The 26,190-nt window shown below is 73.7% G+C and carries 24 protein-coding genes and 8 pseudogenes; 19 read left to right on the top strand and 13 right to left on the bottom strand.

The window, feature by feature from the left end:
- Positions 1-86: 86 nt before the first annotated feature.
- Both resB and ccsB read left to right on the top strand, forming a co-directional pair.
- Positions 87-1,704, top strand: a pseudogene (gene resB / locus QQK45_RS22840) (cytochrome c biogenesis protein ResB).
- Positions 1,705-1,987: 283 nt separating this feature from the next.
- On the top strand, positions 1,988-2,728 hold the full coding sequence (gene ccsB, locus QQK45_RS02950; protein ID WP_284291998.1) for a c-type cytochrome biogenesis protein CcsB: 741 nt from the start codon (positions 1,988-1,990) through the stop codon (positions 2,726-2,728).
- A gap of 381 nt (positions 2,729-3,109) precedes the next feature.
- On the opposite strand, the gene QQK45_RS02945 is transcribed toward ccsB, so the two are convergent.
- Entirely contained in the window at positions 3,110-3,454 is a 345-nt protein-coding gene (locus QQK45_RS02945; RefSeq protein ID WP_284291997.1) for a PLD nuclease N-terminal domain-containing protein, read from the bottom strand.
- Positions 3,455-3,485: 31 nt separating this feature from the next.
- On the opposite strand from QQK45_RS02945, the gene QQK45_RS02940 reads away from it, so the two are divergent.
- Together QQK45_RS02940 and QQK45_RS02935 are read left to right on the top strand one after the other, a co-directional pair.
- A complete protein-coding gene (locus QQK45_RS02940) occupies positions 3,486-3,842 on the top strand; it encodes a DUF4229 domain-containing protein (protein ID WP_284291996.1) in 357 nt (118 codons plus the stop codon).
- A pseudogene (locus QQK45_RS02935) lies at positions 3,839-4,390 on the top strand (VanZ family protein); the annotation flags it as partial. The gene QQK45_RS02940 and the pseudogene QQK45_RS02935, both read left to right, overlap by 4 nt.
- Positions 4,391-4,961: 571 nt before the next feature.
- Here the strand turns inward: QQK45_RS02935 and QQK45_RS02930 are convergent.
- The 3 genes and pseudogenes from QQK45_RS02930 to QQK45_RS02925 form a co-directional block, all read right to left on the bottom strand.
- A pseudogene (locus QQK45_RS02930) lies at positions 4,962-5,845 on the bottom strand (1,4-dihydroxy-2-naphthoate polyprenyltransferase).
- A 157-nt stretch (positions 5,846-6,002) separates the two neighbouring features.
- A pseudogene (locus QQK45_RS21805) lies at positions 6,003-6,101 on the bottom strand (hypothetical protein); the annotation flags it as partial.
- A 206-nt stretch (positions 6,102-6,307) separates the two neighbouring features.
- Positions 6,308-7,171 carry an AMP-binding protein gene (locus QQK45_RS02925; protein WP_348525133.1) on the bottom strand — a complete coding sequence of 288 codons (864 nt, stop codon included), beginning with the start codon at positions 7,169-7,171 and terminating at the stop codon, positions 6,308-6,310.
- Here QQK45_RS02925 and QQK45_RS23565 point away from each other — a divergent pair.
- From QQK45_RS23565 to QQK45_RS02895, 6 genes and pseudogenes are all read left to right on the top strand, one after another.
- A pseudogene (locus tag QQK45_RS23565) lies at positions 7,170-7,846 on the top strand (DUF3048 N-terminal domain-containing protein). The gene QQK45_RS02925 and the pseudogene QQK45_RS23565 sit on opposite strands and share 2 nt — an antisense overlap.
- Positions 7,843-8,256, top strand: a complete 414-nt coding sequence (locus tag QQK45_RS02910; RefSeq protein ID WP_284294922.1) for a DUF3048 C-terminal domain-containing protein — start codon at positions 7,843-7,845, stop codon at positions 8,254-8,256. Before QQK45_RS23565 ends, QQK45_RS02910 begins: the two are co-directional and overlap by 4 nt.
- 86 nt (positions 8,257-8,342) lie before the next feature.
- A pseudogene (locus QQK45_RS02905) lies at positions 8,343-9,890 on the top strand (dihydrolipoyl dehydrogenase family protein).
- 134 nt (positions 9,891-10,024) lie between these two features.
- Positions 10,025-10,183: a hypothetical protein gene (locus tag QQK45_RS02900; RefSeq protein ID WP_284291995.1), complete on the top strand. Its 159-nt coding sequence runs from the start codon at positions 10,025-10,027 to the stop codon at positions 10,181-10,183.
- Between the two features lie 101 nt (positions 10,184-10,284).
- Positions 10,285-10,416, top strand: a pseudogene (locus QQK45_RS22835) (winged helix-turn-helix domain-containing protein); the annotation flags it as partial.
- 84 nt (positions 10,417-10,500) lie between these two features.
- Positions 10,501-10,788 carry a hypothetical protein gene (locus tag QQK45_RS02895; protein ID WP_284291994.1) on the top strand — a complete coding sequence of 96 codons (288 nt, stop codon included), beginning with the start codon at positions 10,501-10,503 and terminating at the stop codon, positions 10,786-10,788.
- Between the two features lie 105 nt (positions 10,789-10,893).
- Here QQK45_RS02895 and QQK45_RS02890 read toward each other — a convergent pair whose 3' ends face one another.
- The 3 genes from QQK45_RS02890 to QQK45_RS02880 all read right to left on the bottom strand — a co-directional run bounded on the left by QQK45_RS02890 (position 10,894) and on the right by QQK45_RS02880 (position 13,361).
- Positions 10,894-11,910 (bottom strand): glycine betaine ABC transporter substrate-binding protein, encoded by a 1,017-nt coding sequence (locus QQK45_RS02890; protein ID WP_284291993.1) that lies wholly within the window; start codon positions 11,908-11,910, stop codon positions 10,894-10,896.
- A gap of 99 nt (positions 11,911-12,009) precedes the next feature.
- Positions 12,010-12,708, bottom strand: a complete 699-nt coding sequence (locus tag QQK45_RS02885; protein ID WP_284291992.1) for an ABC transporter permease — start codon at positions 12,706-12,708, stop codon at positions 12,010-12,012.
- The gene (locus tag QQK45_RS02880) at positions 12,705-13,361 is read right to left on the bottom strand and encodes an ABC transporter permease (protein ID WP_284291991.1); all 657 of its coding nucleotides are present in this window, start codon (positions 13,359-13,361) and stop codon (positions 12,705-12,707) included. The genes QQK45_RS02885 and QQK45_RS02880 overlap by 4 nt, the downstream gene beginning before the upstream one ends.
- A gap of 654 nt (positions 13,362-14,015) precedes the next feature.
- Here QQK45_RS02880 and QQK45_RS02875 point away from each other — a divergent pair.
- Positions 14,016-15,153, top strand: a pseudogene (locus QQK45_RS02875) (IS30 family transposase).
- A 199-nt stretch (positions 15,154-15,352) separates the two neighbouring features.
- Positions 15,353-16,402, top strand: a complete 1,050-nt coding sequence (locus QQK45_RS02870; RefSeq protein WP_431310318.1) for an ABC transporter ATP-binding protein — start codon at positions 15,353-15,355, stop codon at positions 16,400-16,402.
- On the opposite strand, the gene QQK45_RS02865 is transcribed toward QQK45_RS02870, so the two are convergent.
- The 6 genes from QQK45_RS02865 to QQK45_RS02840 form a co-directional block, all read right to left on the bottom strand.
- A complete protein-coding gene (locus QQK45_RS02865) occupies positions 16,365-16,934 on the bottom strand; it encodes a GNAT family N-acetyltransferase (RefSeq protein WP_284291990.1) in 570 nt (189 codons plus the stop codon). The genes QQK45_RS02870 and QQK45_RS02865 overlap by 38 nt on opposite strands.
- Positions 16,935-16,954: 20 nt before the next feature.
- Complete coding sequence (locus QQK45_RS02860) at positions 16,955-17,173, bottom strand: hypothetical protein (protein ID WP_284291989.1); 219 nt, start codon at positions 17,171-17,173, stop codon at positions 16,955-16,957.
- The gene (locus QQK45_RS02855) at positions 17,170-17,877 is read right to left on the bottom strand and encodes a metallophosphoesterase family protein (protein ID WP_284291988.1); all 708 of its coding nucleotides are present in this window, start codon (positions 17,875-17,877) and stop codon (positions 17,170-17,172) included. Before QQK45_RS02855 ends, QQK45_RS02860 begins: the two co-directional genes overlap by 4 nt.
- Positions 17,874-18,962, bottom strand: a complete 1,089-nt coding sequence (locus QQK45_RS02850; protein WP_284291987.1) for a hypothetical protein — start codon at positions 18,960-18,962, stop codon at positions 17,874-17,876. Before QQK45_RS02850 ends, QQK45_RS02855 begins: the two co-directional genes overlap by 4 nt.
- 582 nt (positions 18,963-19,544) lie before the next feature.
- On the bottom strand, positions 19,545-20,567 hold the full coding sequence (locus tag QQK45_RS02845) for a 1,4-dihydroxy-2-naphthoyl-CoA synthase (RefSeq protein WP_284291985.1): 1,023 nt from the start codon (positions 20,565-20,567) through the stop codon (positions 19,545-19,547).
- A gap of 1 nt (position 20,568) precedes the next feature.
- Positions 20,569-21,492 (bottom strand): EamA family transporter, encoded by a 924-nt coding sequence (locus tag QQK45_RS02840; protein ID WP_284291983.1) that lies wholly within the window; start codon positions 21,490-21,492, stop codon positions 20,569-20,571.
- 132 nt (positions 21,493-21,624) lie between these two features.
- Between QQK45_RS02840 and QQK45_RS02835 the strand changes: the two genes are divergently transcribed.
- From QQK45_RS02835 to QQK45_RS02805, 7 genes are all read left to right on the top strand, one after another.
- Positions 21,625-22,026, top strand: a complete 402-nt coding sequence (locus QQK45_RS02835) for a DMT family transporter (protein ID WP_348525131.1) — start codon at positions 21,625-21,627, stop codon at positions 22,024-22,026.
- A gap of 142 nt (positions 22,027-22,168) precedes the next feature.
- Positions 22,169-22,663, top strand: a complete 495-nt coding sequence (locus tag QQK45_RS02830) for a TetR/AcrR family transcriptional regulator (RefSeq protein ID WP_348525130.1) — start codon at positions 22,169-22,171, stop codon at positions 22,661-22,663.
- Positions 22,664-22,754: 91 nt separating this feature from the next.
- On the top strand, positions 22,755-23,702 hold the full coding sequence (locus QQK45_RS02825; protein WP_284291981.1) for an o-succinylbenzoate synthase: 948 nt from the start codon (positions 22,755-22,757) through the stop codon (positions 23,700-23,702).
- Positions 23,703-23,705: 3 nt separating this feature from the next.
- On the top strand, positions 23,706-24,071 hold the full coding sequence (locus tag QQK45_RS02820) for a hydrolase (protein WP_284291979.1): 366 nt from the start codon (positions 23,706-23,708) through the stop codon (positions 24,069-24,071).
- A gap of 164 nt (positions 24,072-24,235) precedes the next feature.
- Positions 24,236-25,465, top strand: coding sequence for an ATP-grasp domain-containing protein (locus tag QQK45_RS02815; protein WP_284291977.1), 1,230 nt, complete (start codon positions 24,236-24,238; stop codon positions 25,463-25,465).
- Between the two features lie 69 nt (positions 25,466-25,534).
- Complete coding sequence (locus tag QQK45_RS02810; RefSeq protein ID WP_284291975.1) at positions 25,535-25,786, top strand: hypothetical protein; 252 nt, start codon at positions 25,535-25,537, stop codon at positions 25,784-25,786.
- A complete protein-coding gene (locus QQK45_RS02805) occupies positions 25,783-26,064 on the top strand; it encodes a hypothetical protein (protein WP_284291973.1) in 282 nt (93 codons plus the stop codon). Before QQK45_RS02810 ends, QQK45_RS02805 begins: the two co-directional genes overlap by 4 nt.
- Positions 26,065-26,190: the final 126 nt, after the last annotated feature.

The following is a 26,190-nucleotide window of genomic DNA, read 5'->3' as shown; positions in this document are numbered from 1 at the left end:
TCGCGGACGACGACGACGCCCCCGCAGGCGACGACGCCGGCACGGGTCGCGGCCGCAAGTCCGGTGCCGACGGCGCCGCGCCCGTCATGCCCAAGCTCGGCTGGCGCGGCACGCTGCGCTGGATGTGGCGCCAGCTCACCAGCATGCGCGTCGCGCTCATGCTGCTCATGCTGCTGGCGGTCGCCGCCGTCCCGGGCTCGATCCTGCCGCAGCAGTCGATCGACCCGTCGGGCGTGACCCAGTACCTCCAGGACAACCCGACCGCGGGCAAGATCCTCGACAAGCTCGGGTTCTTCGACGTGTTCTCGTCCGTCTGGTTCTCGGCGATCTACATCCTGCTGTTCGTGTCGCTCGTCGGCTGCATCGTGCCGCGCGCGCTCGCCCACACCAAGGCCCTGCGCCAGCGACCGCCCAAGACCCCCGTCCGGTTCACCCGCTTCCCCGCGAAGGGCCACGCCACCACCGACACCGAGCCGGACGCCGTCGTCGCCGCGGCCGTGCGCCACCTGCGCGGCCCGATCCGCTGGCTGCCGACCTTCCGCGTCGAGACCGGCACCGACGCCCAGGGCCGGCGGACCGTCGCCGCCGAGCGCGGCTACCTGCGCGAGACCGGGAACATCCTGTTCCACCTGTGCCTGCTCGGGCTGCTGGTCGCCGTCGGGACCGGCCAGGTGCTCCACTACCGGGCCCAGGTCATCGTGTCCGAGGGCGCGGCTTCGCGAACTCCGTCGTCGACTACGACACCTTCGAGTCGGGCGCGTTCTGGCGGGCGAGCTCGCTCGACCCGTTCAGCATGACCCTCGACAAGTTCACGTCCGAGTTCACGACGACCGCCACCGCGGAGCCCCGGAGCTTCACCGCGTTCGTGACGGTCCGCCAGCCCGGCGCCCCGGAGAAGGCCGAGAAGATCCGGGTCAACCACCCGCTCGACGTCGGCGGCGCCAAGGTCTACCTGCAGGGCAACGGCTACGCGCCGAACATCACCGTCAAGGACGCCAAGGGCCAGGTCGCGTACTCCGGGCCCGTCGTGTTCATCCCGCAGGACACCAACTACACGTCCCAGGGCGTCGTCAAGGTCCCGGACGTCTCGGACGGGCTCGACCAGATCGGCCTCGTCGGCTTCCTCCTCCCGACCGCCGCGAGCGACGACCCCACCCAGGCGTCCATCTACCCGCAGCCGCTGAACCCGATGCTCGTGCTCAACGTCTGGCACGGGAACCTCGGGCTCGACGACGGCACCCCCAGAACGTCTACCGGCTCGACACCAGCGACATGACGGAGTCGACCAAGGACGGCAAGCCCGTCACCCTCACCATTCAGCCCGGCGACACCGTCAAGCTGCCCGACGGGCTCGGCACCGTCACGTTCGACTCCCTGCCCCGCTACGTCGCCCTCGACCTGCGCTACGACCCCGCGCTCACCTGGATCCTCGTGTTCGCGCTCGGCGCGCTCCTCGGCCTCGCGCTCTCGCTGTTCACGCCCCGCCGCCGCGTCTGGCTCCGGGTCTGGACCGAGGACGTCCGAGACGACGAGTCGGGCGAGACCCGCCCGCGTACAGTGATAGACGCTGCCGGTCTCGCCCGAGGCGACGACTCCGGCCTCCAGCGCGAGGTCGACGCCGCGGTCCAGAGCGCTGCCGGACGGTCACCCGCCGACCCGTCGACCACCGCCACGCCGACCCTTCCGAGAAAGGCTCCCCGATGAGCTACGCAGAGCTCAGCACCCACCTCGTCTGGGCGGCGCTGACGGTCCTCACGATCGCGATGATCGCGTTCCTCGTCGACCTGACGCGGCTCGGCGAGTCCCGCCAGGAGCTCGTGTCCGTCGCCCGCCTCGGCACGCGCCGCAAGGAGCTCGTCGGCGTGGGAGCCGCGTCCGACGACGTCGCCGCCTCGCTCGCGGACGCGCCCCTCGGGCCGCGGACGCCGACGGCCCGGACGCAGGCACCGCCGAGCGGCCCGCGAGCCGCAAGGCCGCCGGCATCGGGATGTCGACCACGACCCTCGGCTGGCTCCTCCTCCTCGCCGCGATCGTCACGCGCGGCATCGCCGCAGGGCGCACGCCCTGGGCCAACATGTACGAGTTCACGCTCGTCGGCGCGTTCGTCGCCCTCACGGTGTTCCTCCTCGTCAGCAGGTTCCGCGACATCCGGTGGCTCGGCGCGTTCGTGACGTTCCTCGCCGTCGTGTTCCTCGCGCTCGCCCAAGAGGTCTTCTTCGTCCAGGCCGACGGCGTCCAGCCCGCCCTCCAGTCCTACTGGCTCGTCATCCACGTCGGCGTCGCCATCACCGCGGCCGGCATCCTCACCGTCGCGTTTCTCACCTCGGTGCTCCAGCTCCTCCGCGACTCCCGGGACAACGGCTCCGCGCTGCTGAACCACCGCGCGTTCCGGTGGCTCGACGCGCTCCCTACCCCCGGGCAGCTCGAGACCCTCAGCTTCCGGCTCAACGCCGTCGGGTTCGTCCTGTGGACCTTCACCCTCATCGCCGGCTCCATCTGGGCCGAGCACGCCTGGGGCCGGTACTGGGGATGGGACCCCAAGGAGGTCTGGACGTTCATCGTCTGGGTCGTCTACGCCGGGTACCTCCACGCCCGCACGACGCGCGGATGGTCTGGGCGCCGGGCCGCGTACTTCGTGGTCGTCGGGTACGCGTGCGTGCTGTTCAACTTCACCGGCGTGAACCTCATCTTCGACGGGAAGCACTCGTACTCGGGTCTGACGAGCTGATCTTCTTCGTCGCACGTCGGTTCGTCGTGGTTGCGTCCGCGCGGGCGCGGCACGGTGTCTCGGACTGTCGTCCTTCGGCCCTGGGGGCCGTGCGGGCTCCTTGACGTCCTTCGTCCCCGTCCCGCGCCCGCGCTATCGTGCTCCCCGTCACCCTCGCCGACGGTGACGTGCTCCCCGATCTCCCGTGTTTCGCCTTCCGGCCCGAGCATGCTGTTGTGCACCACGCCGTGCGCCGAGCATGACGTGGTGCACCGTTCTCGGCTCGGACGGGGGTGTGACCGCATGGTCGGCGCCGGGGGCGGTCGCCTGCGTGCGTGATCGCGCGGTCGGCGTCGCGGGCGGGCTGGGCCATACCCGCCGCCGACGACGGCGCGGCGCCGGTCAGGCCGAGGGGTCCGGGTTGTCGTCGTGCGGGGCCGAGCGACGGTCCCGCTGCTCACGGCGGCGGCGCTCCTCGTCGATGCGGCGCAGGAAGTCCGGGTCGTCGTCGGGCGCGACCGGGCCCGACGGGCGCGAACCGCGCGCCGGGGGCGTCCCCGCCTCCGCACCCGGGCCCCGGGAGAGCACGAGCCACAGGACCGGACCCAGCACGGGCAGCACGATGATCGCCAGGATCCACAGCGCCTTCGGAGCGCCGGCGGGCCGCTTGTCCTGCGACGTGACGCAGTCCGTCAGCGCGTACACGAGCAGGCCGATGGCGGCGAGGACCAGGAGACCGCGGAACATGGGTCCCAGCCTAGGCCCGTAGGCTGAGCACATGCCCCTGGTCGTCTACACCCTCGTCCGGCTCGCGCTCATCGCGGTCGTGTGGGTCGTGCTGTGGCTCGCCGGGCTGAGCTGGCCGATCGCCTTCGCCGCGGCCATCCTGATCGGCCTCATGGTGGCCTACCTCGCGTTCCGCGGCCCCCGCGACGCGGCGGCGCGCTGGCTCGCCGACCGTGCCGCGCGGCGTCGGGCAGCCAAGGGCCCCCGCGCGTCGGGGATCGAGGACGACGCGGACGTCGAGGACCGTGCCATCGACGCCGCCGCGGCCTCCGGGCAGGATGCCGCGCCCGCCCCCGTACCTCCGACGGCGCGCGCACCCCCGACGATCGGCCGTAACGTCACCGGGTGAGCACCTGGACCTGGCCCGCGTACGTGGGCGTGGTGGGCGGCGTCCTGCTCTTCGGGGTGTTGCTCGTCCCGATCCTGCTGTTCCAGGTCCGTCGGTACGGGGCGCTGGACGCGCGGCGTCTCATCGGTGCAGCCGCCGTCGCGGTCTACGGGGTCGCGCTCGTCGCGTACACGCTGCTCCCGCTGCCCACGGGCGACCTGGACGCTTGGTGCGCCGCCCACGGGTACGACGGCGCGCAGCTCCGTCCCCTCCAGTTCGTGGACGATATCCGGGACGCGACGGCCGGCGAGCCGCTCACGACGGCGCTGCGCAGCCCCGCGGTGCTGCAGGTCGTCCTCAACGTGGTGCTGTTCGTGCCGTGGGGCGTGATCGTGCGGCGGTTCCTCGGCTGGCGGCTGCTGCCCACGGTCCTCAGCGCGTTCGGCGCCTCGCTCCTGATCGAGACGACGCAGTACACGGGGATCTTCGGCCTGATCCCGTGCTCGTACCGGGTCGGGGACGTCGACGACCTCCTGACCAACACGCTGGGCGGCCTGCTCGGCGCGCTCGCAGCGCCCGTGGTGCTGCGGTGGATGCCGCAGGCCCACGACCTGGCGACGCATCGCGGCGACCCGAGACCGGTGACGGTCTGGCGGCGGTGGTTCGGCATGGCGCTCGACGCGGTGGCGTTCGTCGGGCTCGGGTTCGTGCTCGACGTCGGCTACCGGCTCGTGCTCGTGGCCGCGGGGCGCCCGGTCCCGACCGGGCAGGACCTCACGGACTGGCTGGTCGGCAGCGTCGTGCCGTTCGTGGTCGTCTTCGTATGGCCGGCGCTCGTCGGGAGCGGGGCGTCGTGGGGCCAACGGGCCGTCTGGCTGGCCCCGTGGTGGCCGGGGCGTCCGCGGCGGCTTCTTCGTGCCGCCGTCCCGGGCGGGCTGTGGGGCCTGTGCGGCGTCCTCGCCTCGGTGCCGGCGGCGTGGGACCTGCCCGACGTCGTGGACGTCGCCCGGGTGGTCGAGGTCGCGCTCGCCGTGGTCGCCGTCGTCGCGGTCCCGTTCACGCTCGGACGGCGCGGCCTGTCGGGCGCGGTGACCGGCGCCGTCGTGCGGGACGTCCGGGGGAGGTCGTGCGGACGACCGCTCAGATCGACAGGCCGAACCCCAGCAGCACGCCGTAGCCGAGCTCGAAGAAGCCGGTCGCCGCGAGCACCGGGACCAGGGCGCGCCCGCGCGCCCCGACGAGCACCGGGATCGACAGGAGGATCGCGGGCAGCAGGAGGAGCAGGACGAGCAGCGACCAGGGCGCCCAGAACGCGCAGACGACGCCGAGCGCGAGGGCGATCCACAGCTCGGCCACGTAGACGCGGCGGGCGCGGAAGTCGCCGAGGCGCACCGCGAGCGTGCGCTTGCCGGCGGGCAGGTCCGTCGGGATGTCGCGGATGTTGTTGGCCATGAGGATCGCGCAGGCCAGCAGCCCGACGGCCACCGCCCCGAGCCCCGACGGCCACGTGATCCGTGGGCTGTCGCTGTACGCGAGCTGCGTGTACGTCGTCCCGAGGACGGCGACGAGCCCGAAGAAGACGAAGACCCCGACGTCGCCGAGGCCGCGATACCCGTACGGGTTCTTGCCGCCCGTGTAGTACCAGGCGGCCAGCACACAGAGGACCCCGACGGCGATCAGCCACCACGTGCCCGACAGCCACACGAGCACGAGGCCCAGCACCGCGGCGACGGCGAACGACGCGAACGCCGCCGCACGGACCCGCTCGGGCCGCGCGAGGCCGGTCGCGGTGAGCCGCGTCGGACCCACGCGGTCGACGTCGGTGCCGCGGACGCCGTCCGAGTAGTCGTTCGCGTAGTTCACGCCGAACTGGAGCGCGAGCGCGATGCCGAGGGCGAGGAGCGCCCCCAGAACCAGAACCCGTCGGTCTGCGCAGCGGCGCCCGAGCCGACGATGACGGGGGTCGCGGCAGCCGGCAGGGTGCGGGGACGCGCGCCCGCGACCCACTCGGAGGGTGTGGCCATGGAACCAGGCTATCCGTGCGTCAGTGCTGCTCGCCGCGCACGACTGCGTCCGCGAGGGCCGCGACGCCGCGGCGGTCCACCTTGCCCGGGCCGCGCAGGGGAGCGCGCCCGCGACGAGGACGTGGTGCGGTGCGGCGTGCGGGCCGAGCGCGTCGCGGGCGAGCGTGCGCGCGCGGTCGCGGAGGTCGTCGTCGGCGGGGCCGAGCTCCCCGGGTACGGCCCCGTCGACCTCGGGGCGGACGACGACCGCGACCACGGCCTGGCCCCATTCGGGGTCGGGCACCCCGACGACGCACGTCTCGCCGAGCGGGGCGAGCGCGTGCTCGACGGCCAGCGGCGCGACCTTCTCGCCACCCGTGACGACGACGTCGTCCGCCCGCCCGAGGACCCGCAGGCGGACGCCGGGCCCGGCGGGCGAGGCGCCGTCGTCGGGCAGCGCGGTGAGCGACCCGAGGTCGGAGGTCACGAACCAGCGCGTGCCGTCGGCGTCGGTGCGGAACGCCGGCGACCTGGGCTCGCCCAGGTAGCCCGCCGCGACGACCGGGCCGCCCAGCTCGACGCGCTCCTCCTCGCCCAGGCGCACCCGGACGCCGTCGAGGGGGACGCCGTCGTACACGCAGCCGCCGCACGTCTCCGACATCCCGTAGGTGGTGACGACCGGGACGCCGAGCGACCGGGCGGCGTCGAGCAGGTCGGGGACGACGCCGCCCCGCCGACGAGCACCGCGTCGAACCGCGCGAGCGCCCCAGCCGCGGCGACGCCGGCGGGATCCGCGGCCCGCGCGGCCTCGACGACGCGGTGCAGCTGGGTCGGGACGAGCGAGAGGTACGCGCGCTGCGTGGCGGGGTCGTCGAAGAACGCCGTCGCGTGCTCGGCGAGGAGAGCCGGGGTGAACGGGGCGTCCGGCAGGTCGGCGGGGTGCGTCCCCGCGACGACCGAGCGGGCCACGACCTGCGCGCCGGCGACGTGGTGCCACGGGATCGCCAGGAGCCAGCGCCCGTGCCCGCCGAGGCGTGCCGCCGTGGCGTCGATGGACGCCCGGAGGGCGGCCCGGGTCAGCACGACCTCGCGCGGCGAACCCGTCGAGCCCGACGTCCGCACGACGAGCACCGCGTCCTCCGGAAGCGCGCCCTCGTCGTGAGCGAGCGGCTCGAGGGTGACGGTGACGTCGTCGTCCGCGCCCAGGGCGCGCGTCAACGACGCGTACAGGTCGGCGGCGGAACGAGGGACGACGACGCGCGGCACCCGTCCAGCGTAGGCGTCCGGCGGATGCGGTCCGCGCGCACGTAGGGTGTGCGCGAGAACGGTCGAGCGAGGAGTGGACATGCACGCTGCGACGACGACGCCCGCCCGGTTGCGCCGCGGCGCACGGACCGCGCTGGTCGCGGTGACCGTCACGGCGGTGGGGCTCGTGGCCGGGTGCTCGGGGAGCAAGTCCCCCGCGCCGACCGAGACCGTCACCGGCGGCGTCCCCACGGCGGACAAGACCGCCCCGCCGAGCCCCGCGACGCCGACCGTGTGGCCGCTCACCGGCGTCAAGACCGACAAGGTCGCGGACCGCCCGGCGCTCGCCGTGAAGATCGAGAACTCGACCGACGCCCGCCCCCAGTACGGGCTCGAGCAGGCCGACACGGTGTGGGAGGAGGTCGTCGAGGGCGGCATCACGCGCTTCCTCGCCGTCTTCCAGTCGAAGACGCCGTCACGCATCGAGCCGATCCGGTCCGTCCGCCCCATGGACGCGGCGGTGGTCGCACCCTGCACGGGCTGTTCGCGTTCTCCGGCGGGCAGCCGCCGTTCGTCAACGCGGCCAAGAAGGTCTCGCAGGTCATCACGATGGACGGCGGCAGCCCGGGCTTCCACCGCGACCCGAACCGCGTCGCCCCGCACAACGTGTTCGCCGACACCAAGGACCTCTTCGCGCAGGCCGACACGTCCAAGACGGCGGCGCCCCGCCCGAGCAGTTTCGGTTCGCCCGGTCGCTCGAGCAGTCGACGGCGGTGACCTCCGGGAAGGCCGCGACCAAGGCCACCATCCACATGTCCGGCGGCTACGTGCCGGGCTGGACCTACGACGCGAGCAAGAAGGTGTACCTGCGCGACGAGCGCGGCGTGCCGTCGAAGTCGGCCGACGGCGTGCGCCTGTCGGGGGTGAACGTCGTCGTGCTGCGCGTCAAGGTCGTCAACACGAAGTACAAGGACCCGGCCGGCAACCCCGTCCCCGACACCGTGCTCGAGGGCACCGGCTCCGCCACCGTGCTGTCCGGCGGCAAGGCCGTGACCGGGACGTGGACCAAGAAGTCCACCGGCGCCGTGCTGCGCGTGACCGCCGACGGCGAGGACGTCCTCCTGGCGCCCGGCGAGACGTGGGTCGAGCTCGTCCCGACCGGCAGCGGGAGCGTCGCGCTGAGCTGACCCCCGGACACCCCACGCACGGGCCCGGGGGTCGACCAGGGACTACCCCGGGCGCGCTGGGACGGGGCCCGGGTGACGATGGGGCCATGGCCGAGAACAGCAGCCCCCAGGGCGAGAGCACCCGTCAGGCCGGCGACGCCGGCACCCTCCGCTACGACGTCGTCGTCATCGGCGCCGGTCCGGTCGGCGAGAACATCGCCGACCGCGCCGGCCGCACCGGTCTCTCGACCGCGATCGTCGAGGCGGAGCTGGTCGGAGGAGTGCTCGTACTGGGCGTGCATGCCGTCCAAGACCCTGCTGCGTCCCGGGGCGGCGCTCGCGGCCGCGAAGGACGTCCCCGGGCTGACCGTCGCTCCCGCGATCGATCCCGCGCCGGTGCTCGCGTGGCGCGACGAGGTCACCTCGGGCTGGGACGACGCCGGCCAGGTCGAGTGGCTGGACGGCGCCGGGATCGCGCTGCTCCGCGGGCACGGGCGGGTCGTCGGGTCGCGCCGGGTCGAGGTGACCGACCCGGACGGGAAGCGCACGGTCGTCGAGGCCCGGTACGCGGTCGCGGTCGCGACCGGCAGCGTGCCCGTCCTGCCGGAGGTGCCCGGGCTGGCCGAGGCCGCGCCGTGGGGCAGTCGTGAGGCCACGGCTGCCGAGGAGGTGCCGTCGTCGGTGGTGGTCGTGGGTGGCGGCGTCGTCGCGTGCGAGATGGCGACGGCGTACGCGGACCTCGGGGCGCACGTGACCCTGCTGGTGAGGCACGGGCTGCTCGGCGCGGCGGAGCCGTTCGCGGGCGAGGCGGTCGCCGACTCGCTCCGGGAGCTCGGCGTCGACGTGAGGCTCGGCGCGTCGCCCGTGCGGGTGGCGCGCGACGGCGTCGGGGGCCGGTCACGGTGACGTACGGCGACGGGTCGGGTGAGCACGACGTCACGGCCGCGGAGCTGCTCGTCGCGACCGGGCGGGTCCCGCGCACCCAGGACGTCGGGCTGGACACCGTCGGTCTGAGCGAGATCGCGCGCGGCCTCGAGGTCGACGACGCGATGCGGGTCCGGGGCGTCGACGGCGGCTGGCTCTTCGCCGCCGGCGACGTGACGGGGCGCGTCGCGACGACGCACCAGGGCAAGTACCAGGCACGCGTCGCCGGCGACGTCATCGCGGCGACGTTCGGAGCCTCGCCCGAGGACGGCGGGAAGTCCGGGGACGGGGTGCCGGTGCCCGCGACGGACGAGAACCGTGCCGCCGCGCGGGCGGCCGAGCCGTGGAGCCGGTTCGCGGCGAGCGCCGACCACGCGGCGCAGACCCAGGTCGTCTTCACCCGGCCGCAGGTCGCGTGGGTCGGGCTGAGCGAGCGCAAGGCGCGCGAGGCGGGGCTCGAGGTCCGCGTCGTCGAGTACGACCTCGGCTGGGTCGCGGGCGCGCACGTCACGGGGAAGTCGTTCGCGGGCCGGGTGAGCGCGGTCGTCGACGAGTCCCGACGGGTGCTGGTCGGCGTGACGTTCGTCGGGCCGGAGGTGGGGGAGATGCTGCACGCGGCGACCGTCGCCGTCGTCGGGGAGGTGCCGCTCGAGCGGCTGTGGCACGCCGTGCCGGCGTACCCGACGGTGAGCGAGGTGTGGCTGCGGCTCCTGGAGACGTACGGGCTCTGAGGCGGCCGGACACTGGTCGCAACATCCATTGCGCAATAGGGGTTGCGCAATAGGGGTTGCGCAATGGATGTTGCGCAACTAGTGTTGCGTGTGTCGGGTCGCGAGGGACCCGGCGGACGCTCAGGGAGGCCATCATGTTCGGACGACAGCACGCACCCCGCACCACCACCACGTACCGCGCCGCGAACCGCGCGGAGGAGACCCGCCGCCACGACGCGGCGCTCGCCCGCCAGCGGGCCGAGCAGGACGCGGAACGGTACCGCGACACCGCCTCGCTGTGGTGGGGCCGCTGAGGAGGCACGGATGACCCAGACCAAGCGCACCAGCATCTCGTCGCAGGAGTCGCTCACCACGAGCGACCCCGCGATGCTGCGGGCCCTGGCGCACCCTCCGCATCGAGATCCTCGCGATCCTCGACGAGATCGGCGAGGCGACGGCGAGCGAGATCGCCGAGCGGACCGACCAGACCGTCGCCAACTGCTCCTTCCACCTGCGCTCGCTCGAGAAGGCCGGGTACGTCGAGCGCGCCGAGCCCCGCGGGCGCGAGAAGCCGTGGCGTTCGGCGCACCGCAAGCGCAGCATCGAGCCTGACGCGAACGACGCGACGGCGGTGCGCCAGTCGGGCGTCATCTCCGCCGGGTACGTCCAGCACGAGGCCGCACGCCTCACCGAGTTCCTCACCGACCCGAGGCCGCTGCCTCCCGCATGGGTGCGCGCCGTCACGGTGTCCACCGCCGGCATCTGGGCGACCGCCGACGAGATGGAGCAGCTCGCCCACGACGCGCTCGCGCTGCTGGAGCGGTTCGCCGGGCGCAGCACCGACCCCTCGCTGCGACCCGAGGGCGCCGTGCGAGGCCACATGCTGCTGACGCTCAACCCGGACCGCGACGGGCTCTGACGGCGCCCTCCGCGGCAGCCCGACTCTCCGACGTCCCTCGCGCAGACGGCCGCGGCCCGCCACCCGAGAGGTGGCGGGCCGCGGCCGTTCCGGGCCGTGGGCGGGTCAGCTCGTCGACGCGAGCTGACCGTCCGAGCTGAACACCAGACCGATCGTGATCTGCCCCTTCTGCAGCGCCGCCTTGGTCAACGGGCCGCCCGTGTCGAGCTGCTTGAAGCTCGCGAACTGCAGCCCGTAGACCTTCTCGAGGCCCGGCTGGCAGTAGTCGCGGGTGGTGCACTCCGGCGGGCCGCCGAGGATCAGGCCGCCGCACTTGGCCGCCAGGTCCGACAGCGTCTTGACGCCGTTCTTGTCGGCGAACGCCGTCGTGACCGCGTAGGCGTTCTGGTCCTGTGCGGCGGCGGGCTTGCCGAAGACCAGGCCCACCTGCTTGCCGAGGTCGGTGAGCGCCGCGACCGTCTTGTCGAGGTCGCCGCTCGCCGGGCTCGTCGAGTCCGCGCCGTTCTTGGCCGCGTTGATGAACGTCGTGAGGGTGCTCGTGTACTCGGGGACGATGGTGAGCTGGCCGTTCTCGAGGGCCTTGAGGTACGTCTCGCGTGAGCCGACGTCACGGACGGTCGGGGAGTAGCCGGCCGACTTCAGGACGTCCGCGTAGATGTTCGCGAGCGTCGCGGACTCCGAGAAGTTCGAGGCACCGATCGTGACCTTGGTGCCCTTGCCCGCGGAGCTGTCCTTCGCGGCGAGCTGGTGCTGGTCGACGAAGTCCTGGGCGGCCTGCGTCGACGTCTGACGGTCCACGTCGACGGCCTTGTTCAGGGCGATGAGCCCCGGGGTATCGAGCGCGGCCGAGACCGTGTCGAGCAACGGGATGATGGCGTCGTCGTCCGCGACGGCCTTCGCGTTGAGGGCCGGGATGACGTTGTCGGCGTTCTGGAGCAACTTGTCGTCCTCGAGGACGACGAGCGTGTCGCCCGCGACAGGTTCACAGGTCGGGACGGAGGCGTTCGAGGCGTTGGCGGAGGACGTCGGGTGGGAGCCCGACGAACCGGCCTGGCCGCACGCGGCGAGGACCGACGCGAGCGCGACGGCCGAGAGTCCTGCGGCGAGTGTTCGGGTACGCATTGCCCCATTCGACCGCCCGCCACCGACACAGGCAACCGGGATACGCCCGCCGGGCGCCGCGAACGAGGCCGGCGAGCGCCGTCGTCGGGCCCGGACGGCTCACACGGCGCGCGCCGCCGCGCGCGACTCGGCCCGCACCGAGGCCGGCGTCACCGCCCGCTGGACGAGCGCGAGGACGCCGTCGACGAGCAGGCACAGCACGGCCACGATCACGCCGCCCGCGAGCACCTGGCCGTAGCGTTGCGTCCCGAACCCGAGCGAGATGATCTGGCCCAGGCCGCCGCCCCCGGCGAGCGCCGCGAGCGGGATCGTCGCGACGACCTGGACGATCGTCGTCCGCAGGCCCGCGGCCAGGTAGGGCACGGCGAGCGGCAGCTCGACCCGCCCCACGACGCGCCCGCCGCCCATGCCCATCCCGCGGGCCGCGTCGGTCACGGCGGGATCCACGCCCCGCACGCCCGTGAACGTCGTCGACAGGAGCACCGGGAGCGCGAAGACCGCCGCCGCGATCACCGTCGCGGTGTCCCCGAACAGGCCCGCGGTCGCCAGGATGATGATGATCGCGAGAGTCGGGAGGGCACGCGTCGTGTTGGCCACGACGATGACGGCCGCCGCGCCACGCTGCAGCCGGTGGCTGTGCCCGAGCCAGATGCCGAGCGGGATCGCGACGACCGACGCGAGCAGCACCGCGGCGAGCGTCATCAGCAGGTGCTCACGCGTCAAGGCCCAGATGCCGCCCGGCCCCGACCAGTTGAGCGGGTCGTTGAGCCAGGTGATCGCCTCCTGCACGACGTTCATGCGGCCCTCCCACGCAGCCACGGCGTGAGCGCACGCCCGACCAGCCACAGCAGCACGTCCAGGACCAGGGCGAGCAGGAGGCACAGGACCGTCGCCGTCGTGATCTCCGCCCGGTAGAAGCTCTGGAAGCCGCGGAACAACAGATTCCCCAGACCCCCGTACCCGACGACGACCCCCACCGTGACCAGCGCGACCGTCGACACGGTGGCGAGCCGCACCCCCGTCACGATGCCCGGCAGTGCGCTCGGCAGCTCGACCGTCCAGAACCGCCGGGCCCGGCCGTAGCCCAGTCCCCGCGCCGCGTCCAGAACGGCCGGGTCCACGCCCTGCAGCGCCGCGACCGCCGTGCGCACCAGGATCACCAGTGCGTACAGCACCAGGCCCAGCAGGACCGGCGCGCGCCCGATCCCCATGAACGGCGCCAGGATCGCGAAGAGCGCGAGCGACGGGATCGTGTACAGCGTCGACGCGAACCCCACCACCGGCCCCGCCAGCCAGCGCACGCGCGTCGCCAGCGCCGCGAGAGGCACGGACACGACGATCGCGATGGCGACCGCCTCGACGGTCAACGACGCATGGATGATCAGCGCCTCACGGATCGCGTCCCAGTTCGCGGTGACGTAGTCCCACGAGAACCACGGGTTGGCTGCCACCCGCCCGAACCTACCGGCCACCGGTGACGTTCGCGTGCGGGGTGGGCCTCGTGGGTCGTGGTCGGGTTCGCGGGTGGGTGCGGTGTCGTGGTCGGGTTCGCGGGTGGGTGCGGCGAGGTGGTTCGGGCTGTCGTGCTTCGGCCCTGGGGGCCGTGCGCACTCCTTGACGCCCTTCACCACCTCCCCGCACCCACCCGCTCGGCCGTCTCTCACCTTCGCCGACGGTGACGTTCCGCTCGTCGATGGTCACGGTGGCGCCGGGGGTCAGGTCCCTTGCGTGCCGAGCACGGGGTTGTGCACCCGTTGAGCGAGGCGGGTTCTAGCGGTCCCCGCAACACTCTGGCTGTTGGGAGTTGCGTTGGGGTCGAAGAGGACGTTGGTGTCGGTGGAGGTCAGGAAGGCGTTCTTCGCTGCGCTTGATCGGTTGGACGGGAATATCACGGGTGCCGCGCGGGAGGTCGGGGTGCACCCGGCGACGGCGTTCACGTGGACGAAGAAGCTGGGTATCCGGGGGCGGGGGCCCTCGGGTGCCAAGCTCGGGGTGCGGCGGGCGCCTCATCCGGGGCGGGCCGAGTACGAGCGTTTGCGGGCGGGTGGGGTCGCGCGAGCCGAGGCGGCGGGGCGGGTCGGGATCCATGTGCGCACGGCCCAGGAGTGGGACCGGGGCGTGCGTTGGGTCGGGGCCGGTCGGGTCTACCCGGACCGGGCCCGTGGCGGGGACGAGTCTGGTGGCGTGACCGCTCTCGTCGATGCCCGCGTCGATGTCCCTGTTGATCCGTCGCTCGCCGAGGTGGAAGCGGTCCTGGACCGCAGGTTCTTGACGTTGGCAGAGCGGGAGCTGATCGCGGACCTGCACCGCGCCGGTGCGTCGTTGCGGGCGATCGGGCGTGAGCTGGGCCGGCCGGCCTCGACGGTCAAACGCGAGCTCGATGCCCGTAGCACCGACGGGGTCTACCTGCCCTATGCGGCCCAGCGTGCCTGGGCCGCGTCCCGGCCCAGGTTCAAGGCGTCCAAGCTCGCGACCGACGGGCCGTTACGCGAGTACGTGGCCGGCAAGCTCGCCGAGCGGTGGTCCCCGGAGCAGATCAGCCATGCTCTTGCCAAGGAGTTCCCCGACCAGGAGGACATGCGGGTGAGTACGGAGACGATCTACCAGGCGATCTACGTCCAGGCCCGCGGCGGCCTGCGCCGCGAGGTCGCTAACGCGTTGCGCACCGGACGCACCCGCCGCAAACCCCACAAGAAAGCGGACCAGCGCACGCCCCGGTTCGTGGACGAGATGATCATGATCTCCGAACGGCCCGCGGAGGTCGAAGACCGGGCCGTGCCCGGGCACTGGGAAGGTGACCTGATCGTGGGCACCGCCTCGAAGTCCGCGATCGTGACCCTGGTCGAGCGCAGCACCCGGTATGTCCTGCTCGGGCACCTGCCGGGCGGGCACAGCGCTGAAGAGGTCCGGGACGTCCTGGTCCCGCTGATCGCGGCCCTGCCCGCCCATCTGCGGGCCTCGCTGACCTGGGACCAGGGAACCGAGATGGCCGCCCACAAGCAGTTCACGATCGCCACGAACGTCCCGGTCTACTTCTGCGACCCGCACTCGCCCTGGCAACGCGGATCGAACGAGAACACCAACGGGCTCCTGCACCAGTACTTCCCCAAGGGCACCGACCTGTCGATCTACAGCCCTGAGGATCTCGAGCACGTCGCCCAAGAGCTCAACGGCAGACCACGAAAGACCCTCGACTGGGACACCCCAGCCGAGCGCCTCCGTGATCTACTGACCAGCGTCTAAACCATCACGGTGTTGCGACCACCACGAGAATCCGCCGCGACGCATCGGTGCACAAGCCCGTGTTCGGCGGCGAGACCGGTGCCTGATCGCATGGTCGGCGGGCGGCGGTCGGCGGGCGGCGGGCGGCGGGCGGCGGGTGGCGGGCGGCGGGCGGCGAGCCGGGCGTCACCCTCGGCGAACGGGGCGTCACCGTCGGCGCATCCGGGTAGGTTCGATCCATGGCCGACGCCGCGATCGTCTTCGAGCACGTCCGCAAGGAGTACCCCGACGGGACCGTCGCGGTGGAGGACCTCTCCTCGAGGTGGTGGAGCACGAGATCCTGGCACTCGTCGGGCCGTCGGGCTGCGGTAAGTCGACGACCCTGCGGATGACGAACAGGCTCGTCGAGCCGAGCGGCGGCCGGATCCTGGTGGGTGGCGAGGACGTCCTCGCGGCGGACCCGGTGCGGCTGCGGCGCTCGATGGGCTACGTGATCCAGAACGTGGGTCTGTTCCCGCACCGGACGGTCGCGCAGAACGTCGCGACGGTGCCCGGCCTGCTGCGGTGGGACCGGAGGCGCACGAAGGACCGGGTCGCGGAGCTGCTCGACCTCGTCGGCCTCCCGCCGGACCGGTACGCGAAGCGTTACCCGCACGAGCTGTCGGGCGGCGAGCAGCAGCGTGTCGGTGTGGCCCGCGCGCTCGCGACGGACCCGCCGGTCCTGCTGATGGACGAGCCGTTCGGTGCGGTCGACCCGGCGGGCCGCCGCCGGTTGCAGGCGGAGTTCTGGCGGATCCAGCGCGAGCTCGGCACCACGGTCATGTTCGTCACGCACGACATCGACGAGGCCGTCCGGCTCGGCGACCGGGTCGCGGTGTTCTCGCGTGGCGGGCACGTGGAACAGCTCGCCGACCCGGTCGAGGTCCTGGCGCGACCGGCGTCGGACGCGGTCCGGGCGCTCGTCGGGGACGGTGCGCCCGTGCGGCTGCTGGGGATCACGCACGTCGAGCGGGGCGACGTGCAGCCGGCCGACGGGCGGACGCGACCTGCCGGCCCCGTCGTCGAGCTGGACGCGACGCTCGCCACCGCGCTCGAGGCGGTCGCCGAGGCGCCCGACGGGGTCGTCGCCGTCGTCGACGGGAAGGTCGCCGACGGCGGACCGGGGGCCGTGGTGGGCACGATCGACGCCCCCGGGGTCCTGTCGGCGCTCCGCCGTGCCGTCGACGGCGCGGTCACGCCGACGGGTGCAGGCTCCGCTGGTAGAGGGTGACCGCGACCCACCGCTCGTGCTTGCGGCCGACACCCTCGAGGCGCCCGGCCGCGCGGAAGCCGTGCCGCTCGTGCAGCACGCTCGACGGCGTCCGCGTGACCGTGCCCCGCGGGTCGGCCGGGTCGACGGCGTCGGCGATCACTGCGATCGCCTCGCGCGCACCGGCGTCACGGGCGGCGTCGAGCACCGCGTCGAGCAGACGCCCGCCGAGGCCTCGTCGCGTCGCCGCCGGGTCGAGGTAGATGGTCTCCTCGACCGTGTACCGGTAGGCGGCCTTGGGGCGGTACGGGGACGTGTAGGCGAAGCCGAGCACCTGGGGTTCCGGGTCGTCGTCGGCGAGCGGGCCCATGGCGACGAGGAACGGCCAGCCCGCGCCGACGCTCGCGGCGTGCTTGTCGTGCCACGTCTCGAGCGTCGGGGGCTCGGTGTCGAAGGTCGCGAGCGTGTGCTCGACGTAGTGCGCGTAGATGCGCGCGACGTCGGCCAGGTCGTCGGGGACGGCGGGACGGATCTCCGGGGTGGTGGTCGGCACGCGTCTGATCCTGGCACGCGTCAGCGGCCGGCTTCGTCGGGTCCGGCCGGTGAGCGGACGAGCCGGGACTGGGGGCGCGTGGCGAGGAACCGGGCGCGCAGGGCCGGATCCGCGATCCGCTCGGCCCGTGCGAGGACCCAGGTGGACGCCGCCTCACCCGCCGCCCCGGCGCGGGGGTCGCGCGTCGACCAGGCGGGAGGCGTCGGTGAGGAGCGCGGCGGCCACCGGCGCGAGGTCACCGGCTGAGTGGTCGCGTCACTTCATGTGGTGCTGGATGCCCTCGTCGAGGTCGCCCAGGTCGACGGCGATCGTGCTCTGGGCTCCGCGCTCCCGCCGCCGCCCGCTCAGTCGCCCGGCGGCAGCGGCGACGCGGGGACCTCGGCGCTCGTCGGCTCGGGCCACGGCTGCCGCTCGGACACCGACGCGACCCCTTCTTCGTGACGGACACGAGCTGCCAGTCGACGAACCGGTGGGTCTGGGTGTCGAACCGCAGGACCGTCATCTCGGCCGTGCCGTGCAGCGGGCCGACCGTCGCCTGGCCCAGCGTCGCCCCCGCCGTCGAGGAGTTCACGTACCGGATCCCCAGCCCGATCTGGGTCGGGTCGATGCGCCGGTGCAGGTGCCCCGAGACCTGCGCGGGCACGCACCCGGACTCGAGCGGCACCGTGCCGATGGTGGGGTCGTGGATGAGCAGCAGGTCGACCCCGGGCATGCCGTCCTTCTCGGCGTCGCACGCCTTGTCCGACAGGGCCTGGGACTGCTCGCCGGGGCTCACGTCGCCCGACTGGTGCGACGCGACCCCGATACGGGTCTGCAGGACGTCGTGGTCGCCGAGGATCCGCACGCCCTTGACGTCGACGACGTCGCCGTCGAGCACGGTCCAGCCGGCGTCGCGCGCGAACTTCGCGACGAGCGGGCTGTCGTGGTTGCCGTTCGCCATCACGGTGGGGATCTTCTGGGGATCGCGCTGGCGAAGCTGTCGACGCACACCTGCTCGACGGCGGTCCCGTTGATCGTCGTGTCGCCGGCGTTCAGCACGACCTGCGCGCCCGACCGCTCGACGGCCGTGTGGATCAGCGGCGACATGCCCGTGTTGCAGTGCAGGTCCGAGACGACCAGCAGCGTCACCAGGTCCGACGACGCCGTCGGGCTGGGGCTGGGCGTGGCCGTCCCCTCGGTCCCGGTCGCCGGCACGGTGGGCGGCGTCGTCGTGGTGGCCTGTGCGAGCGCGTCCTCGGCGTCCTGCAGGTCGTCACGCTCGTCCCACGCGGCCTGAAGGTTCCGGTTCGCCTTCGCGTAGAAGTCCTCGGAGCTCTGGTACGCCGTGACGAGCTGCTCGCCGTACGTGTTGACCACCCCGGCGAGGCGGCCCGTGATCCTGGCGCCCGCGAGCGGCGTGCCCGCGAACAGGGGACTGCCCTCCTGGGCCGTGGTGGTGGAGGTGCCGGGCTCCGACGAGCTCAGCGTGAGCGCGGTCGCCACGACCACCACGAGCCCCGCGGTGAGCTCCCAGGTGTGGCGCCCGGCCGCGGCCGCGAGCTCGCGCCGTCGGGCCCGGCCGAGGAGCAGGACCACCGCCGTCGTGGCGAGGGCGACCGCGGCGAGCGCGGCGAGCGTGCGCCACACCGCGTCGACCGCGAGCGCCCGCACGGCGCGGTGCACCGTGATGTCGGGGGTCGCGAAGAACTGCAGGTACGACTGGACGTCCGTGCCGAGCGCGTCGAGGTTCTGCGCCGGCGTGACCGACGTCAGCTCGGTGGGGATCTCCTTGACGACGACGCGCGCCCCGAGGCCCAGCGGCGCGGGCGAGTCGAGCTCGACCGTCCCCAGCGGGCCCAGGTCCACGACGATCAGCCCGTCCGTGGTGACCTCGTAGCGGGCCTCGTGGGGGCCGAGGCTCAGGTCGGCGCTCGCGGTCGTCACGCCCCACGCGGTGCACGCGACCACCGCGAGGACGACGCCCACCGTGCACAGGAGCCAGCGCGGCGGGACCCAGCGGGGTGCGGGCGGGGCGGTCGTGTCGGGCATCACCACCACCCTTCCACCTGGGTGGTTCGTCTGCACCTGTGGCCGTCCCGGGCGTGTCCGCGCCCGCCAGGTGCAGACTGGCGGGGTGCCGTCACCGAGGACCGGGCGTGCGTACGCCTTCGTCTCGTGCTGGGCTCTCGCGGCCCCGCGCGAGGCGTGCTGGGCGGTGCTCGCGGACCCGGAGCTGTCGTGGCCGCGCTGGTGGCCGGGCCTGCGGGGCCAGGTCGTCGCGTTCACCGACGACGGCGCCCGGCAGGGGTCGCGCGCCGCGCTCGCCTTCCGCACGCCGTTCGGGCGGCGGCTGCGGCTCGAGCTCGAGGCGACGACGGTCGAGCCGCCGTCGTCGGCGTGCTTCGCGGTGACCGGTGACCTCGTGGGGATGGGCCTGGTCACGCTGTCGGACGCCGGACCGGGGGCGACCGTCGTCGTCGTGCACTGGGACGTGCGGACGGCGCGGTGGTGGCTCGACCCTGTCGGCCCGCTGTCCCGGCCGCTCGCGGCGTGGTCTCACGCGCGGGTCATGCGGGCGGGCGAGCGGGGTTGGCCGCGGCCCTGGTCGCCGCAGCGGAACCGGTGGACGTCTCAGAACGCGTACGGGAAGCGTGACCAGTCCGGCTCGCGGCGCTCGAGGAAGGCGTCGCGCCCCTCGACGGCCTCGTCCGTCGTGTACGCCAGCCGGGTCGCCTCCCCGGCGAAGACCTGCTGGCCCATGAGGCCGTCGTCGGCGAGGTTGAACGCGAACTTGAGCATGCGGATCGCCTGCGGCGACTTGGCGGCGATGGTCCGCGCGTACTCGAGGGCGAGGTCCTCGAGGTCGGCGTGGTCGGCGACCTCGTTGACGGCGCCCCAGTCGTAGGCGTCCTGGGCGGAGTACTCGCGGGCCAGGAAGAAGATCTCGCGGGCGCGCTTCTGGCCGACCTGCCGGGCGAGGTACGCGGAGCCGTAGCCGCCGTCGAACGAGCCGACGTTCGCGTCGGTCTGCTTGAACCGGGCGTGCTCGCGGCTCGCGATCGACAGGTCCGCGACGACGTGCAGCGAGTGCCCGCCGCCCGCGGCCCACCCGTTGACGACGGCGATCACGACCTTCGGCATGGTCCGGATCAGGCGCTGCACCTCGAGGATGTGGAGGCGCCCGGCGCGCGCGGGGTCGACGGCGTCGCGGGTGTGCACGTCGCCTCCGCCGTCGGGCGCGGTCGTGTACTGGTAGCCGGACCGGCCGCGGATGCGCTGGTCGCCGCCCGAGCAGAACGCCCAGCCGCCGTCCTTGGGCGACGGGCCGTTGCCGGTCAGCAGCACCGTCCCGACGTCGGACGTCATGCGGGCGTGGTCGAGGGCCCGGTAGAGCTCGTCGACGGTGTGCGGGCGGAAGGCGTTGCGGACCTCGGGCCGGTCGAAGGCGATGCGGACGACGGGCAGGTCCTGCGTCGTCGTCGCACCGTCGGCCGCGACCTCCCGCTGGACGCCCCGGTGGTAGGTGAGGTCCGTGAGGTCCTCGAAGCCGTCGACGGTGCGCCACCGGCTCGGGTCGAACGTCTCGGACACGCGCTCCGGGAGGTCGGAGGGGTTCGTGGGGGAGGGGGCGGCGTCGTCGGTCACGGCGTCCATGCTAGTGAGCGGACGGACGCGCGTCGTCGGGCTCGACGTCCTCGAGCGTGCGCCGCGCGCCGACGCGGCCGGCGAGCCAGATCGTCGCGGCACCGGCGAACGAGACCAGGAGGATCCCGACGACGGCGACCAGTGCGAGCCCCTGCCCGAGCGCCAGTGCCCCGACGAGCGCACCCACCACGGGGTCCATCGCGAACAGCGTGCCGACGACCCGCGGCGAGCTCAGGTGCACGGCGAGGAAGTCGAGGCTGAACGCGATCGCGACGCCGAGGATCCCGGAAGCGGCGAGGCGCCCCCACCCGGCCGCGTCCACGTGCGGTGCGGACGCGATCGAGAAGGGGAGCAGCAGCACCGCGCCGCCGGTCACGGACAGCGCGAGCCCGTCCAGGCCGCTCGTGTCGCCCCCGACCCGGCCGGCCAGCAGGGTGTAGGCGCCGAACGCGACGGCCGCGCCGAGGCCGAACAGGATCCCGACGACGTCCGCCTCGCCGCCCGGCCCGCTGATCAGCACGACGCCGAGGAGAGCGGTCGCGGGAAGGACGAGCTCGAGGCGCCGCGTCACCCCGAGCGCGGCCACGGCGAGCGGGCCGAGGAACTCGAGGGTGACGGCGAAGCCGAGCGGCAGGTGGTCGACGGCGTTGTAGAACAGGACGTTCATCGCGGCCATCGCGAGCCCGTAGGACGCGATCCCGGCCCAGGCGCGCGCCGAGCGTCCGCGCAGGCTCGGGCGCGTCACCACGAGGAGGACGGCGGCGGCGACCGCCATCCGCAGGCCGCTGACGCCGACCGTGCCGACGGTGGGGAACAGCGTGGAGGCGAGGGCGGCCGAGAGCTGCACGCCGAACGATCCGCCGAGGACGCACACGAGCGCCAGGAGCGGGCCGGTGCGCGGGTGCGCAGGGTGAGGCGAGCCGAGTGAGGTCATGGAGGTTTCCCGAGGGGTCGAGCCGGGCACGACCCTAGCCGACGCTGCATTATGGTACGCTAGTACCACTTCGCGCGACCCGACGGCGGACCTGACACCCGGGGTCGCGCGTCGTCATCCGCGGAGGCGAACGTGAACGCCATCTCCAGCACCGGGTCCGGGCTCGCCTGGGCCGTCCTCATCGTGTCGGGCGGGTTCGAGGCCGGGTGGGCGCTGTGCCTCAAGGCCTCGTACGGGTTCAGCAGGCTCTGGCCCAGCGTCGGGTTCGTCGTCCTGCTCGCCGCGTCGATGGTCGGCCTGTCGTATGCGCTACGCTCCCTGCCCGTCGGCGTCGCCTACGGCGTGTGGGTGGGCGTCGGCGCCACCGCGACGGCCCTGTTGGCGATCCCGCTCTTCGGGGAGACTGTCACGATGCTGAAGATCGTGTCCCTCGCGCTCGTCGTCGCAGGGATCGTCGGACTGAACCTCGCAGGGGAGGACACGCATGACCCAAGCAGACCCCGACAGGCCTCGGGGCCCCGGGCGACCCGGTGAGCCCGCGCAGCCGCCCCGGCACACGGGCGCCCGCGGGCCGCGCAAACCCCGCGAGCCACGGCGGCAGAGCCGCGGCGCACAGCGTCGCGACGCGATCGTCCGGGCCGCGGCCGAGCTGATCCTCTCCGAGGGTCCCGCGGGCGTGACCCACCGGACCGTCGCCGCGCAGGCCGACGTCCCGCTCGCCGCGACCACCTACTACTTCTCGGGTCTCGACGAGCTCGTCGAGACCGCGGGCCGCCTCCTCGTCGAGCGCTGGACCGCGCACACGCGCGAGGTCGTCGAGCGCGACGACCTCCCCACCACCGCCGCCGGCAAGGCCGAGCGGATCGTCGACGCCATCGGTCCGAGCGGCGACGACGCCGCCGTCCGCGGGTTCTACGAGCACCTCGTCGCCGCAGGCCGTTCGGCGGCGCTCGGCCGTGCCTACGCCGAGACCCGCAACGGGCTCGACGACGCCGTCTCCGAGCTCCTCGCCAAGCTCGGCCTCGACGTCTCGCCTCAGCTCATCGTCGCGATCGTCGACGGGGCGGCCCTCACGGCACTGTCCGAGGGGCGGTCGGTCCGGCCGGTCGCGCTCCAGCTCGCCCAAGAAGTCGTCGAGCGGACCGAGCGTCACCAGCGGGGCGAGTGGTGACCGGGCCGGAGGGCGGCGACGAGCCCGTCGTCGTCTGGTCGACCCCCTGCGCACGCGCTTCCGCGGGCTCGACGTCCGCGACGGGCTCCTCGTGCGCGGCCCGGCGGGCTGGGCCGAGTTCTCGCCCTTCTGGGACTACGACGACGCCGAGTCGCTCGCCTGGTGGCGCGCCGCCGAGGAGGCCGCGACCGTCGGCTGGCCCGAACCGCGACGGTCCGCGATCCCCGTCAACGTGACCGTGCCGGCCGTCGGGCCCGAGCGGGCGCGCGAGATCGTCCTCGCGTCCGGCGGCTGCCGCACCGCGAAGGTCAAGGTCGCGGAGCGGTCGCCGCTGCCCGACGGCACGCGCGGCGCTCCCGAGCCCGTCGAGGCCGAGATCGCGCGGCTCGAGGCCGTGCGGGACGCGCTCGGCCCCGGCGGCCGGATCCGCGTCGACGCCAACGGCGGGTGGTCCGTCGAGGAGGCCGTCCGGCGCCTGCCGCTGCTCGACCGCGCCGCCGGCGGGCTCGAGTACGTCGAGCAGCCGTGCGCGACCGTGCCCGAGCTCGCGGCCGTCCGGCGCGTCGTCGCCGTCCCCGTCGCCGCGGACGAGTCGATCCGTCGCGCGGAGGACCCGTTCGCCGTCGTGCGCGCCGACGCCGCGGACGTCGTCGTGCTCAAGGTGCAGCCGCTCGGCGGCGTGCGCGCCTGCCTGGACCTCGCCGAGCAGGTCGGGCTGCCGGTCGTCGTATCGTCGGCGCTCGAGTCGTCCGTCGGGCTCGCTGCCGGCCTCGCGCTCGCCGCCGCCCTGCCCGAGCTCCCGTACGCGTGCGGGCTCGCGACCGCGCAGCTCTTCGAGCGCGACGTCGCGCCCTCGCTGCTCCCGGTCCACGGGGCCATCCCCGTGCCGCGCGGCCCCGGGCACCGGCCGTCGCCCGACGTCGAGCGCCTGGTCGCCATGGCCCCGCCCGACGACGTCCGGGCCGCCTGGCTCGACCGGCTCGCCCGGGTCCGGGCGCTCGCGGGGGAGCGGCTGGCTCGGGACACGGTCGAGGGCTGAGCCGTGGTCACGGCGGACGCCCTGGACCGGCTCGCGCCGTCCGGCGGGTGGCCCGCCTGGGTATCGTGCGCGCCCTACCTCTCGGACGCGCACCCCGGCGCCGCCGATCCGCGACCGTTGGGCGAGGGTGCCAACTGTCAGCGGTACGCGTACGCGGTCCTCGCGCTGTTCGCCCGGGAGGTGCCACCGCACCGGTCGAGCGAGCTCTGGGCGGACCCGCGGTTCGGGCACCCGCCCCGCGACGACGCTCGCGACCTCGATCTCGCGCTCTTCGGCCGGTCGGAGAACGCCTGGGGAGCACACGTCGCGGTCGTCGTCGGCGACGTGCTCCTGCACCTGTGCGCCGAGGTCGGCCACCCGGCGACCTGACGATGGTCCGACTTCGCGGAGCGGGAACGCTACTCGCACCTCGTGGGCCTGGTCCGCGTCGCGCCGAACTGACGCGGATCGTCGTCCACGCAGGCTGGGGGCGACAATCCGCGTCGGTTCGACGTCGGCGTCGACCGCGCGACTCCTCGGCCTAGCCTGTCCCGATGACGCTCTCGGACGCATCCTCCGAACGTACCCGCGTCTATGTCCTCCAGTCGCGACAGCCGCTCACCACGGACCCGGCCCACGCCTTCCCGGCGGACCGCTACGACGTCGTCGTGGTCACCGACGGCACTGCGCAGGAGGTCCTGCGGGAGGACGTCCAGGCCGGCCCGGTGACCGTCGTCCGCGCTGCCCGCGACGAGTGGGACTCGGTCGTGACGTCGATGCCGCCGGACGCCGTCGAGATCGTCACGAACGACGAGTACTGCGTCGCGGCCTGCGCTCGGCTGCGTGACGTGGTGGGACTGCCGCGCCGACACCCGACGAACGTCGACGGCTACCTCGACAAGGTCGTGATGAAGTGCCATCTGGCCGCGGCCGGCGTCCCGGTTCCCCAGGCCGTGGCCCTCGATCCCGTCGTCGTGGCGGCGCGGGACACGGCCGAGCGCGCCGTCTCGACGCTGGGGCTCCCGGTCGTCGCCAAGCCACGTCGCGAGGCCAACTCCCGCGGCGTCGAGATGCTGGAGGACGCCGGGGCGGTGCAGGCCTGGCTGGCCCGGCACGACGGCGAGCCGGGCTGGGAGCTCGAGGCGTTCGTCTCCGGGGACCTCGGGCACGTCAACGCGATCGTGCGAGACGGACGCGTCGAGCCCGTCCAGGCCGGGCGCTACCTCGGGCCGCTGCTCGGCGTCGGCGAGGGACGAGCCCTCGGCGGTTGGACGGTGCCCGCCGGGAGCGAGTGGGCCGCTCGTGCGCACGCACTGAACCGGGCCGTCGTCGACGTGCTCGGCACGGACGGTGACTTCGTCGTCCACACGGAGTTCGTCGCGAGGCCGGACGGACGGCTGGTCGTCCTGGAGACCGCGGCGCGGGCTCCCGGTGCGGGGGTGTCGGAGCTGGCGCTCGTCCACGCGGGCGTCCAGCTCGAGATCGCCAACCTCCGGCTGCAGGCGGGCCTCCCGGTTCCCGTCCCCGAGCCGTCCGGGAGGCAGGCTTGCTGGTTGTGGCTGCCAGTGCCGCCCGGTCGGAGGTGGGACGCAGCGCGCGACGGCGCACGCGCGGCAGAGCTCGGCGTCGACGTTCGGGTCCGCCAGGTGGGGCGGGAGGGCAACGACGGCGCGTCGGCTGCGGTCGGTGCCTCCGTGGTGCTGGTGAACGACGCCCCCGGCGGGCTGGCGCGCACCGTCGACGCTGTCCTCAACGAGCCGTGGTTCCGCGCTCACGCAGTGTGACGGGCGGGTGAGCCCTACCGGGCAACCTCTCGACCTTGGCAACTCGCTTTGCCTACTATGGTTGTCGTCATGGACGACGAGCCGCTGCTCCTGCCGAGCGCCCTGTGGCACGGAGTGCGTGAGGAGGACCTGTTGCACGCCTACGCCATGCCGGTAGCTGTGCTGACACAGCCGGACGGGATGGTGATGTTCCTCGGTCCCGGGCGTACGGGAACCGACCTGATCGAGGTCGGGGTGATCGAGTGGTTCGGGATGACGGCCATCGCGCACGGCATGAGACCGGCGCGCGACAAGTACCTACGAGCAGGAGGACTCGGATGACACGCTTCGACGAACTGCCTGCGGAGCAGCAGGCCGAGCTCGTACGGCTCGGAGAGGGCGCCGCCGATGTTTTCGAGAAGTCGTTCAGTCCGGACTCGTCGCACCATGTGCCACCGTTGATCGCGCTGCGGCAGGTGCGGTACCAGCGTTCGTATCTCGAGCGCCGTGCGGCGGAGCTGGTCGCGGAGGCGCGCGCCGAAGGAATCTCCTGGCACCAGGTCGGCGTCGCGCTGGGGACCACGGGGGAAGCGGCGCGACGGCGCTACTCCGCGGCCTGAAGCACCGCGCGACCCGGTCGGCACGGGACTCCGGATCCTGCTGCCACCGGGTACCGGGGACGGCAGGATCCGGAGACTCGGGGCGGCGCCCGGCTGTGCCCGTCCGGGCGGAGGCAGTACCCGGGA

The organism is Luteimicrobium album, from assembly GCF_030161555.1.
Classification (GTDB): domain Bacteria; phylum Actinomycetota; class Actinomycetes; order Actinomycetales; family Cellulomonadaceae; genus Luteimicrobium; species Luteimicrobium album.
Note: the sequence above shows the minus strand (reverse complement) of the source record. Positions and strands in the feature narration are given on the sequence as shown.

What these genes read in the sequence shown, in the direction of transcription:
- QQK45_RS02845 (WP_284291985.1), bottom strand. Translation starts at nt 20,567, where the DNA reads ATGGACGCCGTGACCGACGACGCCGCCCCCTCCCCCACGAACCCCTCC.
- QQK45_RS02840 (WP_284291983.1), bottom strand. Translation starts at nt 21,492, where the DNA reads ATGACCTCACTCGGCTCGCCTCACCCTGCGCACCCGCGCACCGGCCCG.
- QQK45_RS02885 (WP_284291992.1), bottom strand. Translation starts at nt 12,708, where the DNA reads ATGAACGTCGTGCAGGAGGCGATCACCTGGCTCAACGACCCGCTCAAC.
- QQK45_RS02900 (WP_284291995.1), top strand. Translation starts at nt 10,025, where the DNA reads ATGTTCGGACGACAGCACGCACCCCGCACCACCACCACGTACCGCGCC.
- QQK45_RS02810 (WP_284291975.1), top strand. Translation starts at nt 25,535, where the DNA reads ATGGACGACGAGCCGCTGCTCCTGCCGAGCGCCCTGTGGCACGGAGTG.
- ccsB (WP_284291998.1), top strand. Translation starts at nt 1,988, where the DNA reads ATGTCGACCACGACCCTCGGCTGGCTCCTCCTCCTCGCCGCGATCGTC.
- QQK45_RS02805 (WP_284291973.1), top strand. Translation starts at nt 25,783, where the DNA reads ATGACACGCTTCGACGAACTGCCTGCGGAGCAGCAGGCCGAGCTCGTA.
- QQK45_RS02940 (WP_284291996.1), top strand. Translation starts at nt 3,486, where the DNA reads ATGCCCCTGGTCGTCTACACCCTCGTCCGGCTCGCGCTCATCGCGGTC.
- QQK45_RS02815 (WP_284291977.1), top strand. Translation starts at nt 24,236, where the DNA reads ATGACGCTCTCGGACGCATCCTCCGAACGTACCCGCGTCTATGTCCTC.
- QQK45_RS02850 (WP_284291987.1), bottom strand. Translation starts at nt 18,962, where the DNA reads ATGCCCGACACGACCGCCCCGCCCGCACCCCGCTGGGTCCCGCCGCGC.
- QQK45_RS02945 (WP_284291997.1), bottom strand. Translation starts at nt 3,454, where the DNA reads ATGTTCCGCGGTCTCCTGGTCCTCGCCGCCATCGGCCTGCTCGTGTAC.
- QQK45_RS02925 (WP_348525133.1), bottom strand. Translation starts at nt 7,171, where the DNA reads ATGTCCACTCCTCGCTCGACCGTTCTCGCGCACACCCTACGTGCGCGC.
- QQK45_RS02890 (WP_284291993.1), bottom strand. Translation starts at nt 11,910, where the DNA reads ATGCGTACCCGAACACTCGCCGCAGGACTCTCGGCCGTCGCGCTCGCG.